Source organism: Micromonospora sp. NPDC049107, from assembly GCF_040648595.1.
Lineage (GTDB): Bacteria > Actinomycetota > Actinomycetes > Mycobacteriales > Micromonosporaceae > Micromonospora.
In genome coordinates this window covers 299,617-315,557 of the sequence record NZ_JBEZEC010000005.1, presented here as the reverse complement: position 1 = coordinate 315,557, position 15,941 = coordinate 299,617, and the positions used below count along the sequence as shown (strand labels likewise).

Below are 15,941 nucleotides of genomic sequence, written 5' to 3'. Positions count from 1 at the left end.
CCTTTCCGATCGACACGGGCCGTGGGCGCGGCCGCGCTGGCGCTGTGCGCCGCGCTGGCCCCTGCGGTGACCGTCGCGCCGACGCCGGCCCGGGCCGCTGACACGGTCCGTGGCCTTCAGTGGTACCTGGACTATCTCAAGATCCCCGCCGCGCACCAGATCACCAAGGGTGCGGGTGTCGTGGTCGCCGTCGTCGACACCGGAGTCGAGGCAAGTCATCCTGACCTGCGCGGTCAGGTGCTCGCGGGGCACGGCACCAACCCCCTTGCGGCCTCGGACGGCCGGCGTGACGACGACAAGGTCAAGGGGCACGGCACCTCGATGGCCGGCATCATCGCCGGGCGCGGCGGTGGCGCGATGCACGAGTTGGGCATCGCCCCGGCCGCGAAGATCCTCCCGGTCTCGACTGGTGCCGACTCCGACGGCCAGGACGTGGTCCTGGGCGTCCGGTGGGCCGCGGACAATGGTGCCGACATCATCAACCTCTCGCTCGGCGACGAGGGGGCGGCTCCGCCGGAGCTGGTGGACGCCATCAACTACGCGCTGAGCAAGGATGTCGTGGTGGTGGCGTCCGCCGGCAACACCGAGCAGGGCGACCGCCAGGTCATCGCGCCGGCCAACATCCCCGGCGTCGTCGCCGTCAGCGGATTCGACAAGCGGGGCGGCTTCTCTTCCGGCTCGGTGCAGGGCCCGGAGACCGTCCTCGCGAGTCCGATGGAGAGCATCATCGCCCCGGCGCCCAAGGCGGTCTCGCCGAACGGATATACGGTAGCCAGCGGCACCAGTCCGGCGGCGGCCATCATCTCCGGGGTGGTGGCGCTGATCCGCGCGAAGTACCCGAAGCTCGACGCGCCCAATGTCATCAGCCGCTTGATCGAGACCGCTCGCGACGCCGGTCCGGCCGGCCGGGACCCGCAGTTCGGCTTCGGCCGGGTCGACCCGGTCGCCGCCCTGACCCGCTCGGTACCCACCGTGACGGCGAACCCCCTGTTGAAGGGCGAGGCGGCCGGCCCGACCGGCCCCGGCCGCGCGACCCGACCGGGTGAGGACGACGGCCCGGCGGTCGAGTTCGGCGTATCGAACAAGGCCGGTGCGATCGTCCAACTGGGACTCTGCCTCGGCGTACCGATCATCGGGTTGATCGTGCTGTTCGTGGTGCTGCGACGCCGCAAGCGGCGCACGCCGCCGGCGGCCGTCGGCCCGTACCCGGGCGCACCCGGCATGCCGCCACCCGGCTGGCCCGCCACCCAGTCGGCACCGGCCGGCTACGGCCCGCCGCAGCAGCCCGGCCCGGGGTACGGCCCGGCACCGGGCCAGCCCGGCCCGGGGTACCCGCCGCCCGGCCATCCCACCCAGGGTTATCCGCCGGCGCCGACCGCTCCGGCGACACCGCCGGCCGGGTCCGGCTGGCCGGGCTCGGGCCCGCCGTCGCCGGGCCCACACCAGCAGCAGTGAGCGCACACCACCAGTCAGGGTTTCGGGGAGGGGACCGATGACGGACGACAGGACCACCCAGCCGGAACGGTACGTGAACGACGACCTCTACATCCCGGTTCCGGTGGGCGGGATACCGACGTCGGGCCTCGCCGTGACCGGCCTGGAACTCGACAACGTCAACCACGCCGCGACGCCGGAGGGCCTGATCGCCGCGCCCGGTGAGGCCGGCGTCAAGACCGAGTGGGACGCGACCAGCCTGGACTCGGCCATCACCTGGCTGGAGACCCACGCCGCGTACCTGAACAAGCTCTCCTACGACATGGTCGACATCCAGGACCTGATGGGTGGGGCGGCCAGCGGCGTGGCGGGCGGAGCCGGTGGCCAGCCGAGCCCGCTCGGGGGGTTCGACTGGGCGGCCCGGCTGGCCGCCAAGCACCAGGGGCTCTACCAGGGCACCGAGTCCGGTGTCCGCAAGCTCTCGCAGAGCCTGTACGACGCGGCGGAGGCGCTGCGCCAGGTCAAGCAGAACTACGAGACGGCGGAGGAGCAGAACAGGATGTCCGCCGCCGAGATGCAGCGTGTCTTCGGCGACGTGGCCGGCAACGGCGACGGACGCTAGGACGGGGGAGGACAGCAGATGGGCCTGAGCTGGGAAGAGATGTGCCAGAAGGTCGTCATCGACGGCCGGCCGGGTGACGTGGAGAGCGCCGCACTCGGTTGGGAGCAACTGCTCAAGAATCTCAACAACGTCAAGCAGAGCCTCGAGTCCAACATCAAGGATCTGGGTACGACCTGGAAGGGCCCGGCGTACGAGGCGTTCAAGGGTCACGTCGAGCAGATCGCCAAGGACACCGGGCACATCGTGGCGGACGCCGAGAAGGGCAACGGCATCGTCCAGTCGCTCAAGTCCGCCGCCGACGATCTCACCAAGGCCCAGCGGGAGTTCCCGATCCCGGCGACCTGCGTCAACGACGTGCTGGAGGCGCGCAACGCCAAGCTGACCCTCGGGGTGGGCTTCTTCGAGGCGAAGGTCTCGCCGGACTTCCTGGGCTGGTTCGACCCGGTGACCGCCATCGCCGACTGGATCAACGACCAGTCGGAGGACGCTGCCCGGGTCTACGAGCAGGTGCGCGGTGACTACCAGGCCAAAGCCCCCGGCACCCCCGGCGACGCTTACAACCCTGCAGAGAAGGCGACGCAGCCCGAGATTCCCGACCTGGACACCGGTGGTGGCGGCGGTGGCGGTGGCGGTGGCGTGCCGAAGCTCGGCGGCGGTGGCGGCGGTGGTGGCCTCGGTGCCACCCCCTCGATCGGTACCAGCGACCTGCCGGGCACCGGCGACCTGCCCAGCGGGTCCGGCACCCACCCCGACCTCTCCGGCGGGTACGACACCCCCGGCACGGGTGACTACCCGGGCACCGGCGGTGTACCCGGCGTGGACGACGAGTTCAGCAGCGGCCTCGCGGGCGCGGGCGGTGGCGGTTCCCCCGGGCTCGGCTCCGGCCTCGGCTCCGGTGGCCTGGGCTCCTCCGCCGGGCTCGGCGGCGGTGGCGGCCTGGGTAGCGCCGGGGGAGGCGTCGGCGCTCTCGCGGGTGGCGGCGCGCTCGGTCGGGCGGTCTCCCCGGGCGTGGGCCCGATGATGGGTGGCGGCGCGGCGGGTGCCGGTCGCGGTGGCGGCCGGGGTGCCGGTGGTCGGCTCGGCGCGGGCGGCAAGCTGGCCGGTGGCATGGCGCCCGGTATGGGTGGCGTCGCCGGTGGCGGCGGCGGTGCGGGCCGCGGCGGCGCCGGTCGCGGCGCGACGGGCGCAGGGGGGCGTGGTGCGGGCGCGCGCGGCGCCGGTGGCCTGGCCGGCGCGGGTACCGGTGCCGGTTACGGCGAGGAGGACGGCGCCCGCAACACCTGGCTGGAAGAGGACGAGGACGTGTGGGGCGCGGACGGCGGCGGCACCTCCGGCATCCTGCGCTGAGCGCTGCGGCACGGCGCTGGTGAGGTAGACCGCATCAGCGCCGTGACCGGGCTCAGCCGGCGACCGGCTGGTCGGTGCGGCGGCCGGCACGCCAGCCGCGTTGGCGGCCCCGCGCCACGATCGGCCGAGTGATCAGCAGCAGTACGGTGAGCAGGGCGCCGACCACGGCCGCCCAGATCGCCGCGGTGCGCTGCCAACTCAGCGGATCGGCTGCGGAGGCGGGCGGGGCGAGCGCGCCGACCGGCGGGTTGGTGCGGGTGCCCAGCAGGCTCGACACCGCCCGGTACGGGTTGACCACCCCGTACCCGACCTCGGCGTTGCGGCCCTGCGGCGGGTTGTCCGCCGTACGTTCCAGCCGGTCGGCGACCTGCTCCGGAGTGAGGTCCGGGTAGGCGGCCCGGACGAGCGCCGCCGTCCCCGAGACGTACGCGGCGGCGAAGCTGGTGCCACCCGCCGGCTCGGGGAGGTAGCCGGCCCCACCGGGCGCGGGGCCGACGATGTTGAGGCCCGGCGCGGCGACGTCGACGTAGCTGCCACTGACCGAGGTGCCGACGTGCCCGTCCTGCTCGTCCACGCCGGCGACGGCGATGACGCCCGGGTAGGCGGCCGGGTACGCCGGCTTGTCCTCCTGTGTCTCCTGCCGGTTGCCGGCGGCAGCGACCAGGATCACCCGCTTGGCGAGGGCGCGTTCGACGGCCCGGGCCAGTTCGGGTCGGGGCAGGGTCACCAGGGACAGGTTGATCACGTCGGCGCCGTTGTCGACCGCCCAGTCGATGGCCGCGGCGATCTGCCCGGGCAGCGCCTCGTCGTTGGTGCCCTTGGCGTTGGGCAGCACCCGGATGGGCAGGATGCGGGCCGCCGGGGCGATACCGCTGAACGGCGCTCCGGTGCCGTCCTGGCCGGCGATGATGCCGGCGACCATCGTGCCGTGGCCCGCCAGGTCGCACTGGCCTCGGTTGTCGGTCAGGTTGTTGAAGTCGCGCCCGGGGAGAACCTGGTTCTTCAGGGCGGGGTGGATGGCCGAGACCCCGGAGTCGATGACCGCCACCGTCACCCCGGCGCCTCGCGAGATCGGCCAGGCCGAGACCGGATCGAGCCGATGTAGCGCCCACGGCATCTCCACCAGGCCGTCCTCACCGGGCGGGCCGCAGACGGGTGCCGCCGCTGCCGCTGAGACGCATGGGGCCACTACCAGGGTGATCCCGAGCAGGGTCGCGATCGTTCCATTGAGGACAGCGCGGACGGTACGGCGGGGTGGTTCGGTCGCGCTCGGCGGCAGGCATTCGCGCACCCGCAGAGATTACCGCTGCGCCGCGTCGCGCAGCGGCCCGGCGACGCCGGCCGACATCGGGGCGCACGACGGTCGTCAGGGAGTGTCGTCGCCGGGGGTGGGGGTGAACAGCGCGAGGAGGTCACCGACCTGCACTTCGGCCTCGGCGGGGTGCCGGAACCGGCCGGCGGGGTTGAGGGTGTACTCGTTGCGCCGCCCCACCCGGGTGCGGTGCAGGTAACCCTCGGCCTCCAGGTCGGCGACGATGGCCTGGGCGGCCCGCTCGGTGACGCCCACCTCCGCCGCCACATCACGGAGCCGGGCGGTGGGGTCGCGGGCGATGGCGAGCAGCACATGGCCGTGGTTGGTAAGAAATGTCCAGTTCCGGCCGCCTCCGGCCGTCGTGCTCGCCATCGTGGGGGGCCGCCTTTCCGGGTCAACGTATGAAATCTAAATCACGCATATCTTGACGCATCTTGCCGTGCGTGTGACCGTTGAGCGCGAGCCAGCGCCCGCCGCCGGCCCGGTTGAAAAGACCGTTGAGCAGGTCAAACGCGTGAGACGAGGTGCGGGGATGAGCCGTTCCGGTACGCCCGGCGGGCAGCCGGGCACGCAGCGGACCGTCGAGCAGGCGCCGGTCGCCACCGAGCCGGCCCGAGCGTACGCCGAGCTGGTCTCTGGCAACCGTCGCTTCGTCGCCGGAGAGCCGCGCCACCCCAACCAGGATGCCGGGCACCGGGCCGCCGTGGCGGACGGGCAGCACCCCTTCGCGGTGATCGTCGGCTGCTCCGACTCGCGGCTGGCCGCCGAGATCATCTTCGACCGGGGGCTGGGTGACCTCTTCGTCGTCCGGACCGCCGGGCACACCACCGGGCCAGAGGTGCTGGGCAGCGTCGAGTACGCGGTGGCCGTCCTCGGTGCTCCGCTGGTGGTGGTGCTCGGGCACGACTCCTGCGGCGCCGTGCAGGCGGCCCGCGAATCGGCGGCCACCGGCATCGCGCCCCCGGGACATCTCCCAGCGGTGGTCGACGCGGTGCTGCCCAGCCTGCGACGAGCCACGGCCGAGGGCGTGCACGACATCGACGGCATCGTCGACATCCACATCGCGCAGACGGTCGAGACGCTGCTCGGGCAGTCGCCCGTGCTGGCCGACGAGGTGGCGCGGGGGCGGTGCGCGGTGGTGGGGATGTCGTACCGGCTCGCCGCCGGGGCGGTGCGACCCGTGACCCCCGTACCGGCCGGCGACGCCTCGGACGACCCGGCCGCGACCGCCGCCGCCTGACACGCGACGAGGGCCGCCCCGCTCGACGCGGGACGGCCCTCGAACTGTTGAGCGTCGGATCAGAGCAGCGACATGTGTACGTGGTCGGTGTGGTTCGATGGCCCGCTGTACGACTTCCAGCCGGTCGCCGGGAACCAGATCTGCCGGTTCCAGATCACGTAGTAGATGCCGAGCCGGTCGGCGTTGCGGATGAGGAACGCGGCCACGTTGTTGCCGTACATCCGGGTGTCGTCGTTGTGCCACGGGCTGAAGCCGCTCTTCTGCAACGACCAGTCACAGGCGCGACCCTTCGGGTGCTCGTACGGTCCACCGTTGCGGTGGCAGCCCACGAACCGGTTGAACCCGGCCCGCTTGACCTCCTTGTACGCGTGCAGCGTGCGCGGCGTGACGCAGCCGGAGGTGGTCGGGTCCTTCTCGCTGCACGACTGGGGCTTCCAGTCGCCGTCGGCGGTGCGACCCGGGCCGATCCGGGCGACCGGGGAGGTGGCGTCCACCAGACCGCCGGTGAAGCCCTTGCCGCCGACCAGCGCGAGCGCCTTGTCCGCGTCGCGCTTGTCCTTCGCCATCAGCGCGGTCTGCTTCTGCTGCTCCCGGACCTCGGTGTCGAGGGCCAGCTTGGCCTCCTCGGCGCGGGACTTCACCGCGTTGACCTCGGCGAGCTTCTTTTCGTTGACCATGTTCATCTCGTCGAGCGCCGCGGCCCGCTGGACGAACGAGTCCGGGGCGTCGGCCTCCAGCAGCATCGCGATCGCGCCGACCCGTCCGGTCCGGTACGACTGAGCGGCGATCTGCGCGACCTGCGGGGCCAGCGCGGCCAGGTCGGCCTTCGCCCGGTCGACCTCTGCCGCGAGTTCGACCTGCCGCTTCTTGGACTTGTCCAGTTTGGACTTGGCCGCCACGTAGTCCCGGTTGGTCTGCTCGATGACGTCGGTGAGCAGCTTGGGCTCGTCGCCGTCCTCCTCGTGCCCGGACGGTGTGGGGGTCGTCGGGGCGGCGTGGGCCGGGAGGGGTCCGGCGAGCACGGTCAGCGCGGCGAACACGGCCACCACGGGCGTCAACCAGCGGCGTAGGGGTGCCGTCACAATCTTCCCTTCCGTCGACCGCCGACCGGGTTAGCTGACGGGTTCGGGGCGGAAGTGGCCCCTACCGCTGTCGCGGATTCACCCCAGGTACCTGGGTCCCCGGCTCGCCGGTTGGCGATTGGGCGGTGGCACCGCAGGCGCCGCTGCGCGCCTTCGTCGGTGACCGGCAGCGAGGTTACCCGAGAGTCCACCGCCTGAGCTACGTCCTGATGCCGACTAAAAGCGTCATTTCGCCATGGCGTTGAGTGACCAGTGACGCGGTTCTCAGGGCGGGTGCCCGATCCGGTCACGCTGAGGAGTGTCACCATGCCGTATCCGTGCTCCTGTTCGGCTCTGGCCACCCGGTGGTGGCGGTGGATGGGGGTGTGTTCCGCTGTGGATCGGGCCGGTCGGCCCGATCCGTCGGCGGGGAACTGAGAGCGGCGAGCGCCTCCGCGCGGTCCGCGCGGGGGCGCGGTGGCGGGGCGTCCGCGTCGGGCGTGGCCGTCGACCCGGCCGCGGTCACCACCGCGGCCAGCCCGGTGGTGAGGGGTACGGCGGCGATCAGGCCGAGGGTGGCGACCGCGCTGCGGACGATTTCCTGTGCGAGGAACTCGCTGGTCAGAATCTGCCCGATGGGGCGCGAGTCGGCGGTGAGCAGAAGCAGCAGCGGCAGTGACGCGCCCGCGTACGCCAGCACGATGGTGTTGACCGTGGAGGCGATGTGCGCCCGGCCGACCCGGGTGGCGGCCCGGTAGAGCTGTCGTCGACCCAGCCCGGGGTTGGCGTTCGCCAGCTCGGTGACGGTGGCGGCCTGGGTGACGGTCACGTCGTCGAGTACCCCGAGTGAGCCGATGATGATCCCGGCGAGCAGCAGGCCGCGCAGGTCCACCTCCGCCTGGAACATCGAGAGCGTGGTGGCGTCCTCGCTGCCGAAGCCGGTGAGCTGGGTGGCGGCCGTGGCGATGGTCGCGAGGACGCCGGTGAGCACCAGGCTGCCCAGGGTGCCGAGGACCGCGACGGAGGTCTGCGCGGTCACCCCGTGTGTCAGGTAGAGCACCACGAACATGATCAGGGCCGCGCCGACCACCGCCACCAGCAGCGGTGACCGGCCCGCGCCGATGGCCGGCAACACGAAGGTGAGCAGGATGGCGAAGCTGGCGGCCAGGCCGGCGAGCGCGGCCAGACCCCGCCACCGGCCGAACGCGACGATGGCGGCGGCGAAGACCCCCACGAGCCACACCAGTGGCGTCCCGCGCTGGTGCTCGGCGATGTTCCAAGTGCTGAGGGTGGGATCGGTCGGATCGGTCAGCTCGACCAGGACGACGTCGTCGCCCACCTCGACCCGAGGCGCTCCGGGGCCGGCGGGGACGGGCGTGCTCACCTGCCGGTCGGCGCGCGGCCCGTCTTCGAGGAGTACGTCCACCGTGCCGCACGGCCCGCCGCTCGGCGTGCCCTCCGGGCTCGTCGAGGGTGGGCACGGTTCGGTCACCACCCGGGTCACCGTGCCGTGGTGGCGCGGCAGATCCGCCCCACCGCCGCTCTTCGGTGCGCCGTCCCGTGGCCACAGCACCACGGCGGCGACGACGGTGGCCACGAAGAGCGGCACCACCGTCGCGATGAGGATCCGTCGTACCCGGGGCGGGGCGGGTCGAGCGGAATGGCTGTGGTCGGAACCCAATGCGAGACTCCCAACGATCCGGTGCGGGGTACGTGCCGGCGGCCTCTGCGGTTCAGTTCCGCCGGACGAACGCGGGCACGAGCGCGTCGGTTCGCCGCCTGACGACCCGGCAATCACGGAGAGTGATGAAGTGGTCGGGTCGGCGCCGTACGGGGCCGCGCCGTGGCGGCGCCGTCGCCCGTCTCGGCGGCGGGATCCGGTGGGTCATCGCTGGACGATGCTAACCAGCGCGGCGGGGGGTCGCAGGTCGTGCGGACGTGTCGGGGGAGTCGAACCGCTGACACCGCCCCGGGCGCGGCGGATGGTGGAGTCATGCCTGAGCCACCCACCGAGCACCGACAGCACGACAAGCACGCCGGGCACGACAAGCACGCCGGGCACGACAAGCACGCCGGGCACGACCCGGCCCTGTTCCGTCGGCGGTTCTGGGTCTGTCTGGTGCTCACCGTGCCGGTGGTGCTGACCAGTGACCTGGTGGTGGACCGGCTCGGGCTCCGGCTGGACGCGCCGGGTCGCTCCTGGGTGGGGCCGGTGCTCGGTTCGGTGGTGTTCCTCTGGGGTGGCTGGCCGTTCCTGGTCGGCGCGGTACGTGAGATCCGGGACCGCGCGCCGGGCATGATGCTGCTGGTCGCGATGGCGATCACCGTGGCGTACACCGCGTCGCTGGCGACCAGCCTGGGCGCCTTCGACCTGGACTTCTGGTGGGAGCTGGCCGCGCTGGTCACCATCATGCTGCTCGGGCACTGGCAGGAGATGAAGGCCATCGGGCAGGCCCGTGGGGCGCTCGCGGCACTGGCGGCGCTGCTGCCCGACGAGGCCGAGCGGGTGGCGGCGGACGGGCGGGTCGAGCGCGTACCTGTCGACGGGCTGCGGGTCGACGACGTGGTGCTGGTCCGACCCGGGGGTCGGGTGCCGGCCGACGGCCGGGTCGTCGACGGCGACGCGGAGTTGGACGAATCGATGATCACGGGCGAGTCGCGCCCGGTTGCCCGGTCGGCGGGCGATCGGGTGGTGGCCGGCACGGTCGCCACCGATTCGGCGATCCGGGTCCGGGTCGAGGCGCTGGGCGACGAGACCGCGCTCGCGGGCATCCAACGCATGGTCGCGCAGGCGCAGCGCTCGGGCGGGCAGGCTCAACTGCTCGCCGACCGGTTCGCCGCCGCGCTCTTCTACGTGGCCGCCGGTACCGCCGTGCTCACCCTGGTGGTCTGGACCGCGCTCGGTGAGCCCGACGAGGCGGTGGTGCGTACCGTCACCGTTCTGGTGATCGCCTGCCCGCACGCGCTCGGCCTGGCCATCCCACTCGTCGTCGCGCTCTCCACGGCGCTGGCGGCGCGAAGCGGGATCCTGGTCAAGGACCGGCTCGCGTTGGAGCGGATGCGGACCGTCGACGCGGTGCTGTTCGACAAGACCGGCACGCTGACCCGGGGCGCGCACGAGGTCACCGACCTGGTGACGGCCCCCGGCGTGGGCCGGGACGAGGCGCTGCGGATCGCCGCCGGTGTCGAGTCCGACAGCGAACATCCGCTGGCCCGCGCGATCGTGGCGGCGGCCGGACCCGGTGGGCCGGCCCGTGCCGGCGGCTTCCGCTCGCTGCCGGGTCGCGGGGTGCGGGCCATCGTCGACGGTACGGAGTACGCGGTGGGCGGGCCGACCCTGCTGCGTGAGCGGGGTGGACCGCTGTCGGACGAGCTGCGGGAGGCGACCGGCCGCTGGTCGTCACGCGGTGCCGTGGTGCTGTATCTCCTGCGGTTGCCGGACACGGTGCTCGGGGCGTTCGCGCTCACCGACGCGGTGCGGCCGGAGGCCCGCAAGGCCATCGCCGAGCTGCGGGCCGATGGCGTCCGCACCATTGCCATGATCACCGGGGACGCGCGGTCGGTGGCCGAGTCGGTCGCCGCCGACCTGGGCTTCCGGGCCGGGGTGGACGAGGTCTTCGCCGAGGTGCTGCCGGCCGACAAGGACAGCCGGGTGGCGGAACTCCAGCGGCGCGGGCTGACCGTGGCGATGGTCGGTGACGGGGTGAACGACGCGCCGGCGCTGGCCCGCGCCGACGTGGGCATCGCGATCGGGGCGGGCACCGACGTCGCGATCGAGTCCGCCGGGGTCGTGCTGGCGTCGTCCGACCCGCGTGGCGTCGGGGCCGTGGTCCGGCTCTCCCGGGCGTCGTACCGCAAGATGCGGCAGAACCTGGCCTGGGCTGCGGGCTACAACGTGGTGGCGCTGCCGCTGGCGGCGGGGGTGCTCGCCGGGGCCGGGGTGGCGCTGAGCCCGGCGGTGGCGGCCGTGCTGATGTCCGCGTCCACCATCGTGGTGGCGCTCAACGCGCAGTTGCTGCGCCGGGTACGTCTCGATTCCGGGCGGGAGTGAGGCGCTCAGCCGCGCTTCATGAGTCGGCCGACGGCCGCCATCATCTCGCTGGCCATCTCGTCGGCCCGACCCTCGGCCGCCCCCTCGTGCATGCAGTGCCGAGCATGCCCGTCGAGCAGGCCCAGGGCCACCTTGTCGAGCGCGGCCTGGATCGCGGAGATCTGGGTGAGCACGTCGATGCAGTAGCGGTCCTCGTCGACCATCTTTTCGATGCCCCGGACCTGCCCCTCCACCCGGCGCAGGCGCGCGAGCAGTTGGTCCTTGCTGGCGGTGTACCCGCGGATCGGTGTGGGTGCGGTCATGGCGACGAGGATAGCGTACCCCTGGGGGGTATGGTAGCGTCCGTTCCTGCCGGCATACCCCCACCGGGTACCGGTACTACGAGAGGAGACGTCCGATGGTCGACACGACGTACCAGGTCAAGGGCATGACCTGCGGGCACTGCGTCAGCGCGGTCAGCGCCGAGGTGGGCGCGATCGAGGGCGTACGCGACGTGCGGGTCGACCTCGCCACCGGCCAGGTCACCGTCAGCAGCGAGCAGCCCGTGGACACCGGGGCCGTCCGGGCCGCTGTCGACGAGGCCGGCTACGACCTCGTCGAGGCGTGAGCGGAGGTCCGCGATGACCACGGTGACCAGGCTGGGCGCGTTCGCCCTCGGTCTCACGGCGGTCTTCGGCGCGGCGTACGGGGTCGGTCGGGTGGTCGACCCGGTCGACCCGGTAACCCAGAACCGGCCCGACGTCGCCCACACCTCGGGCCTCACCACGAGCGGCGAGGCGGCCGACCTCGTTCCCGGCGGGTTGCTCGTCTCCGACCGGGGCTACACGCTCCAACCGGTGACCGCGCCCGCCGGCCAGTTCGCGTTCCGGATCGACGGGCCGGACGGTCAGCCGGTCACCAGGTACGACGTCGCGCACGACAGACGGATGCACCTGATCGTCGCCCGCCGGGACCTGTCCGGCTTCCGGCACGTCCACCCCGATCTCGCCCCGGACGGCACCTGGCGGGTCGCCACCCCGCTGGCCGGCGCCGGGCAGTGGCGGGCGTTCGCCGACTTCACCCCGACCGGGGGCGAGCCGTTGACCCTCGGCGTGGACGTGGCCGTCCCCGGCGAGCTGACCGAGCGGACGCTGCCCGCCCCGGCGACCAGCGCCACCGTCGACGGTTACACCGTCACCCTGGCCGGCACGCCGGAGCCCGGCCGGACCTCGGCGCTCACCCTGACGGTGAGCCGTGCCGGGCAGCCGGTCACCGACCTGGAGCCCTACCTGGGTGCGTACGGGCACCTGGTGGCGCTGCGTCGGGGCGATCTGGCGTACCTGCACGTGCACCCGGACGGGACGCCCGGCGATGGACGCACCCCGCCCGGCCCTGCCGTCACCTTCCACGCTGCGGTGCCCTCGGCCGGCGCCTACCGGCTCTACCTCGACTTCCAGCACGGTGGGCAGGTGCACACCGCCGAGTTCACCATCCTGGCGGGCGCTGCCTCGGCCGCGACGGGCGAGCCGACACCGACCGGCGGGACCGACCACGGCACCCCCGGGCACGGGCACGACTGACGGGACTGGACGATGACCACCACCAGCAGCAGACCGCTGCCCGAGGCGCCGAACCGGATCGAACTGGCGATCGGGGGGATGACCTGCGCCGCGTGCGCGGCGCGGGTCGAGAAGAAGCTCAACCGGATGGACGGGGTGAGCGCCACCGTCAACTACGCCACCGAGAAGGCGACCGTCCGGTACGCCGACGACGTCACCCCGGACGACCTGATCGAGACCGTCCAGAAGACCGGCTACACGGCGGCCCTGCCGACGCCGCCGACCGCCGAGCCGCCGCCGCAGGACCCGCTGCGCGGTCCGCGTACCCGGCTGTGGGTCTCGGCGGTCCTGAGCGTGCCGGTGGTCCTGCTGGCCATGGTGCCGCCCTGGCAGTTCGACTACTGGCAGTGGCTCTCGCTGACGCTGGCCGCCCCGGTGGTCGTCTGGGGTGGGCTGCCGTTCCACCGCGCGGCCTGGACCAACCTGCGGCACGGCGCGGCCACCATGGACACGCTGGTCTCGATCGGCACGCTCGCCGCGTTCGGGTGGTCGCTGTGGGCGCTGTTCCTCGGTGACGCCGGTATGCCCGGGATGACGCACCCGTTCCGTTTCGCCATCACCCGCGGCGACGGCGCCGGCAACATCTACCTGGAGGCCGCCGCCGGGGTCACGGTGTTCATCCTGGCCGGTCGCTACTTCGAGGCCCGGTCCAAGCGGACCGCCGGCGCGGCCCTGCGCGCCCTTCTCGACCTCGGCGCGAAGGAGGTGGCGGTGCTGCGGGACGGGGTCGAGACCCTGGTCCCGGTGGACCGGCTCGCCGTCGGTGACCGGTTCGTGGTCCGTCCCGGCGAGAAGATCGCCACCGACGGTGTCGTCGACGAGGGCACGTCCGCCGTGGACGCCAGCATGCTGACCGGTGAGTCGGTGCCGGTCGAGGTCGGTCCGGGCGACGCCGTGGTCGGCGCGACGATCAACGCGGGCGGCCGGCTGATCGTCACCGCCACCCGGGTCGGCGCGGACACGCAGCTCGCCCGGATGGCCGACCTGGTCGAGCAGGCGCAGAGCGGCAAGGCGGCGGTGCAGCGGTTGGCCGACCGGATCTCCGGGGTGTTCGTGCCGATCGTCATCGCCCTGGCCGTGGGCACCCTCGGCTGGTGGCTCGGCACCGGGGCCGGTCCGACCGCCGCGTTCACCGCCGCCGTGGCCGTGCTGATCATCGCCTGCCCGTGCGCCCTGGGTCTGGCCACGCCGACCGCGCTGCTGGTCGGCACCGGTCGCGGGGCCCAGCTCGGTGTGTTGATCAAGGGACCGGAGGTGCTGGAGTCGACCCGCCGGGTCGACACCGTCGTGCTGGACAAGACCGGCACCGTGACGACCGGTCGGATGACCCTGGTGGGCGTGGTGCCGGCCAGTGGCGAGGACCGCGCGGAGCTGCTCCGGCTCGCCGGTGCGGTGGAGGCCGCCTCCGAGCATCCGATCGCCCGTGCCGTCGCGGTGGCCGCCGCCGAAGCGGGCGAGCTGCCCCGGGTGACCGGCTTCGCCAACCTCGAAGGGCTGGGCGTGACCGGCACGGTCGACGAGCGGGTCGTGCTGCTCGGCCGGGTCCGGCTGCTGCGCGAACGCGGTGTCGAGGTGCCGCCGGAGGTCGAGTGGGCCGTGCGGGACGCCGAGGCCGCCGGTCGTACGGCGATCGTCGCGGGCTGGGACGGGCGGGCCCGGGGCGTGCTCGCGGTCGCCGACGTGGTCCGGCCCACGAGCCGGGCGGCTGTGGCGCGGCTGCGCGCCCTGGGGCTCACTCCGGTCCTGTTGACCGGCGACAACACCACCGTGGCCCGGGCGGTCGCCGCCGAGGTGGGCGTGGACGAGGTGATCGCCGAGGTGCTGCCGGCCGGCAAGGTGGACGTGGTCAAGCGGCTCCAGGCGCAGGGGCGCTCGGTGGCGATGGTCGGTGACGGCGTCAACGACGCGCCGGCGCTGGCCCAGGCCGACCTGGGGCTCGCCATGGGCACCGGCACCGACGTGGCGATCGAGGCGTCCGACCTGACCCTCGTCCGGGGCGACCTGGACGCCGCGGTGGACGCCATCCGGCTGTCCCGGCGCACGCTCGGCATCATCCGGGGCAACCTGTTCTGGGCGTTCGGCTACAACGTGGCGGCCCTGCCGCTGGCCGCCGCCGGGTTGCTCAATCCGATGATCGCCGGCGCCACCATGGCGTTCTCGTCGGTCTTCGTGGTGGCCAACAGCCTGCGGCTGCGCCGCTTCCGTTCGGCCGCTGGCGAACTGTGACGACCGCGATGGTTGGACCGGTGACGACGGGGGTACCTCTGAGTTCGTAGCGACGCTTGCGATGGAGGTTGGCAATGGGATTCGACGACAAGGTCAATAACGCCACCGAGGACGCGGCCGGCAAGCTGAAGGAAGGCGCCGGTCGGGCCACCGACAACGAGCAGCTCGAGGCCGAGGGTCGCGCCGACCAGTCCACGGCCAAGCTCAAGCAGGCCGGCGAGAAGATCAAGGACGCCTTCAAGAGCTGACGTACGACGTAATCCGCACGCCGGGCCGGTGATCATCACCGGCCCGGCGTGCTGTCGTGTCCGGGGCGCCGAACCCTGAGATCCCCCTGATTCCGTCTTCGTGCCGCGCCGCCGTGTCGCCGCACCTGCTAACTTCTATTGGCATGTGCAAGGGCTGGTTATGAGCGCGGCTTCGCCGCCGACCGGCGACGACCTGGTCCGGGTGCTGGCCACGCTGGCCAACCCGCACCGGCTGCGGGTCGTCGCCGCGTTGGCCCGCGAGCGCGCGTACGTCAGTGGGCTGGCCCGGCAACTGGGCATCAGCCGCGCGCTGTTGCAGGTCCACCTACGGAAGCTGGCGGCGGCCGGACTGGTCACCGCCCGCATGGAGTTGTCGGAGGACGGGAAGGCCATGAACTACTACGAGGTGGAGCCGTTCGTGCTCACACTCACCCCCCAGGTCATCGCGGCGGCGATCGAGACGCTCACCGTGCCCGACTCGGGCGAGCAGCCGGAGGCGCGGTCATGAGCGAGCACGACTGGACCGAGGTGGTCGGCGCGTTCGGGGTGTTCGCCCTGTTGATCAGCGTGTTCACCGTGACCGTCGTACAGCTCGCCAAGACCCGGCGGGCCCGGTACGAGGCGAACCGCGCGGACGACTACCGCAAGCTCGCCGAGACCGCCGCGCAGGCGCAGGCGGAGAACGCCCGACTGCTCGCCGCGATGGACAGTCGGCTGGGCGGAATGGAGACCCGGATGACCACGCTCGAACGTGTCCTGCGCGAGGTCGACTGACCCGCGTGTCGAGGCCCCGGGCCGTCGA

The 15,941-nt window shown here is 72.9% G+C and carries 16 protein-coding genes and 1 riboswitch; of the genes, 11 read left to right on the top strand and 5 right to left on the bottom strand.

The window, feature by feature from the left end; translation table 11 throughout:
- Window positions 1-21: 21 nt before the first annotated feature.
- The 3 genes from AB0B55_RS15150 to AB0B55_RS15140 are packed head-to-tail and all read left to right on the top strand — an operon-like array spanning window position 22 to window position 3,403.
- A complete protein-coding gene (locus AB0B55_RS15150; RefSeq protein WP_357124031.1) occupies window positions 22-1,455 on the top strand; it encodes a S8 family serine peptidase in 1,434 nt (477 codons plus the stop codon).
- A gap of 37 nt (window positions 1,456-1,492) precedes the next feature.
- Window positions 1,493-2,056, top strand: a complete 564-nt coding sequence (locus AB0B55_RS15145) for a hypothetical protein (protein ID WP_234590012.1) — start codon at window positions 1,493-1,495, stop codon at window positions 2,054-2,056.
- A gap of 18 nt (window positions 2,057-2,074) precedes the next feature.
- Entirely contained in the window at window positions 2,075-3,403 is a 1,329-nt protein-coding gene (locus AB0B55_RS15140; RefSeq protein WP_357124034.1) for a hypothetical protein, read from the top strand.
- Between the two features lie 52 nt (window positions 3,404-3,455).
- Here AB0B55_RS15140 and mycP read toward each other — a convergent pair whose 3' ends face one another.
- On the bottom strand, window positions 3,456-4,694 hold the full coding sequence (mycP, locus tag AB0B55_RS15135) for a type VII secretion-associated serine protease mycosin (RefSeq protein ID WP_357124037.1): 1,239 nt from the start codon (window positions 4,692-4,694) through the stop codon (window positions 3,456-3,458).
- A gap of 75 nt (window positions 4,695-4,769) precedes the next feature.
- Complete coding sequence (locus tag AB0B55_RS15130) at window positions 4,770-5,087, bottom strand: MarR family winged helix-turn-helix transcriptional regulator (protein ID WP_357124040.1); 318 nt, start codon at window positions 5,085-5,087, stop codon at window positions 4,770-4,772.
- A gap of 160 nt (window positions 5,088-5,247) precedes the next feature.
- Between AB0B55_RS15130 and AB0B55_RS15125 the strand changes: the two genes are divergently transcribed.
- On the top strand, window positions 5,248-5,955 hold the full coding sequence (locus AB0B55_RS15125) for a carbonic anhydrase (RefSeq protein WP_357124043.1): 708 nt from the start codon (window positions 5,248-5,250) through the stop codon (window positions 5,953-5,955).
- A 59-nt stretch (window positions 5,956-6,014) separates the two neighbouring features.
- Here the strand turns inward: AB0B55_RS15125 and AB0B55_RS15120 are convergent, their stop codons facing one another.
- Together AB0B55_RS15120 and AB0B55_RS15115 are read right to left on the bottom strand one after the other, a co-directional pair.
- A complete protein-coding gene (locus AB0B55_RS15120; protein ID WP_357124047.1) occupies window positions 6,015-7,037 on the bottom strand; it encodes a hypothetical protein in 1,023 nt (340 codons plus the stop codon).
- 3 nt (window positions 7,038-7,040) lie between these two features.
- A riboswitch (cyclic di-AMP (ydaO/yuaA leader) is annotated at window positions 7,041-7,172 on the bottom strand.
- A gap of 166 nt (window positions 7,173-7,338) precedes the next feature.
- The gene (locus tag AB0B55_RS15115; protein ID WP_357124050.1) at window positions 7,339-8,697 is read right to left on the bottom strand and encodes a YibE/F family protein; all 1,359 of its coding nucleotides are present in this window, start codon (window positions 8,695-8,697) and stop codon (window positions 7,339-7,341) included.
- Window positions 8,698-9,009: 312 nt separating this feature from the next.
- Here AB0B55_RS15115 and AB0B55_RS15110 point away from each other — a divergent pair, with 312 nt between their 5' ends.
- Entirely contained in the window at window positions 9,010-11,067 is a 2,058-nt protein-coding gene (locus AB0B55_RS15110; RefSeq protein WP_357171967.1) for a copper-translocating P-type ATPase, read from the top strand.
- Window positions 11,068-11,072: 5 nt separating this feature from the next.
- Here AB0B55_RS15110 and AB0B55_RS15105 read toward each other — a convergent pair whose 3' ends face one another.
- Window positions 11,073-11,369 (bottom strand): metal-sensitive transcriptional regulator, encoded by a 297-nt coding sequence (locus AB0B55_RS15105; protein ID WP_355235159.1) that lies wholly within the window; start codon window positions 11,367-11,369, stop codon window positions 11,073-11,075.
- Between the two features lie 95 nt (window positions 11,370-11,464).
- Here AB0B55_RS15105 and AB0B55_RS15100 point away from each other — a divergent pair, with 95 nt between their 5' ends.
- The 6 genes from AB0B55_RS15100 to AB0B55_RS15075 all read left to right on the top strand — a co-directional run bounded on the left by AB0B55_RS15100 (window position 11,465) and on the right by AB0B55_RS15075 (window position 15,913).
- Window positions 11,465-11,674: a copper ion binding protein gene (locus tag AB0B55_RS15100; protein WP_357124057.1), complete on the top strand. Its 210-nt coding sequence runs from the start codon at window positions 11,465-11,467 to the stop codon at window positions 11,672-11,674.
- Between the two features lie 13 nt (window positions 11,675-11,687).
- A complete protein-coding gene (locus AB0B55_RS15095) occupies window positions 11,688-12,626 on the top strand; it encodes a hypothetical protein (RefSeq protein ID WP_357171966.1) in 939 nt (312 codons plus the stop codon).
- Window positions 12,627-12,638: 12 nt separating this feature from the next.
- Window positions 12,639-14,891 (top strand): heavy metal translocating P-type ATPase, encoded by a 2,253-nt coding sequence (locus AB0B55_RS15090; RefSeq protein WP_357171965.1) that lies wholly within the window; start codon window positions 12,639-12,641, stop codon window positions 14,889-14,891.
- A 74-nt stretch (window positions 14,892-14,965) separates the two neighbouring features.
- Window positions 14,966-15,139: a CsbD family protein gene (locus AB0B55_RS15085; RefSeq protein WP_278150219.1), complete on the top strand. Its 174-nt coding sequence runs from the start codon at window positions 14,966-14,968 to the stop codon at window positions 15,137-15,139.
- Between the two features lie 160 nt (window positions 15,140-15,299).
- On the top strand, window positions 15,300-15,647 hold the full coding sequence (locus AB0B55_RS15080) for a helix-turn-helix domain-containing protein (RefSeq protein WP_357171964.1): 348 nt from the start codon (window positions 15,300-15,302) through the stop codon (window positions 15,645-15,647).
- Window positions 15,644-15,913 carry a hypothetical protein gene (locus tag AB0B55_RS15075; protein WP_357124071.1) on the top strand — a complete coding sequence of 90 codons (270 nt, stop codon included), beginning with the start codon at window positions 15,644-15,646 and terminating at the stop codon, window positions 15,911-15,913. Before AB0B55_RS15080 ends, AB0B55_RS15075 begins: the two co-directional genes overlap by 4 nt.
- Window positions 15,914-15,941 lie beyond the last annotated feature (28 nt).

Coding starts and splice junctions, on each gene's coding strand:
- AB0B55_RS15110 (WP_357171967.1), top strand. CDS start 9,010: ATGCCTGAGCCACCCACCGAGCACCGACAGCACGACAAGCACGCCGGG.
- AB0B55_RS15090 (WP_357171965.1), top strand. CDS start 12,639: ATGACCACCACCAGCAGCAGACCGCTGCCCGAGGCGCCGAACCGGATC.
- AB0B55_RS15140 (WP_357124034.1), top strand. CDS start 2,075: ATGGGCCTGAGCTGGGAAGAGATGTGCCAGAAGGTCGTCATCGACGGC.
- AB0B55_RS15125 (WP_357124043.1), top strand. CDS start 5,248: ATGAGCCGTTCCGGTACGCCCGGCGGGCAGCCGGGCACGCAGCGGACC.
- AB0B55_RS15105 (WP_355235159.1), bottom strand. CDS start 11,369: ATGACCGCACCCACACCGATCCGCGGGTACACCGCCAGCAAGGACCAA.
- AB0B55_RS15100 (WP_357124057.1), top strand. CDS start 11,465: ATGGTCGACACGACGTACCAGGTCAAGGGCATGACCTGCGGGCACTGC.
- AB0B55_RS15075 (WP_357124071.1), top strand. CDS start 15,644: ATGAGCGAGCACGACTGGACCGAGGTGGTCGGCGCGTTCGGGGTGTTC.
- AB0B55_RS15085 (WP_278150219.1), top strand. CDS start 14,966: ATGGGATTCGACGACAAGGTCAATAACGCCACCGAGGACGCGGCCGGC.
- AB0B55_RS15130 (WP_357124040.1), bottom strand. CDS start 5,087: ATGGCGAGCACGACGGCCGGAGGCGGCCGGAACTGGACATTTCTTACC.
- AB0B55_RS15145 (WP_234590012.1), top strand. CDS start 1,493: ATGACGGACGACAGGACCACCCAGCCGGAACGGTACGTGAACGACGAC.
- AB0B55_RS15080 (WP_357171964.1), top strand. CDS start 15,300: ATGAGCGCGGCTTCGCCGCCGACCGGCGACGACCTGGTCCGGGTGCTG.
- AB0B55_RS15095 (WP_357171966.1), top strand. CDS start 11,688: ATGACCACGGTGACCAGGCTGGGCGCGTTCGCCCTCGGTCTCACGGCG.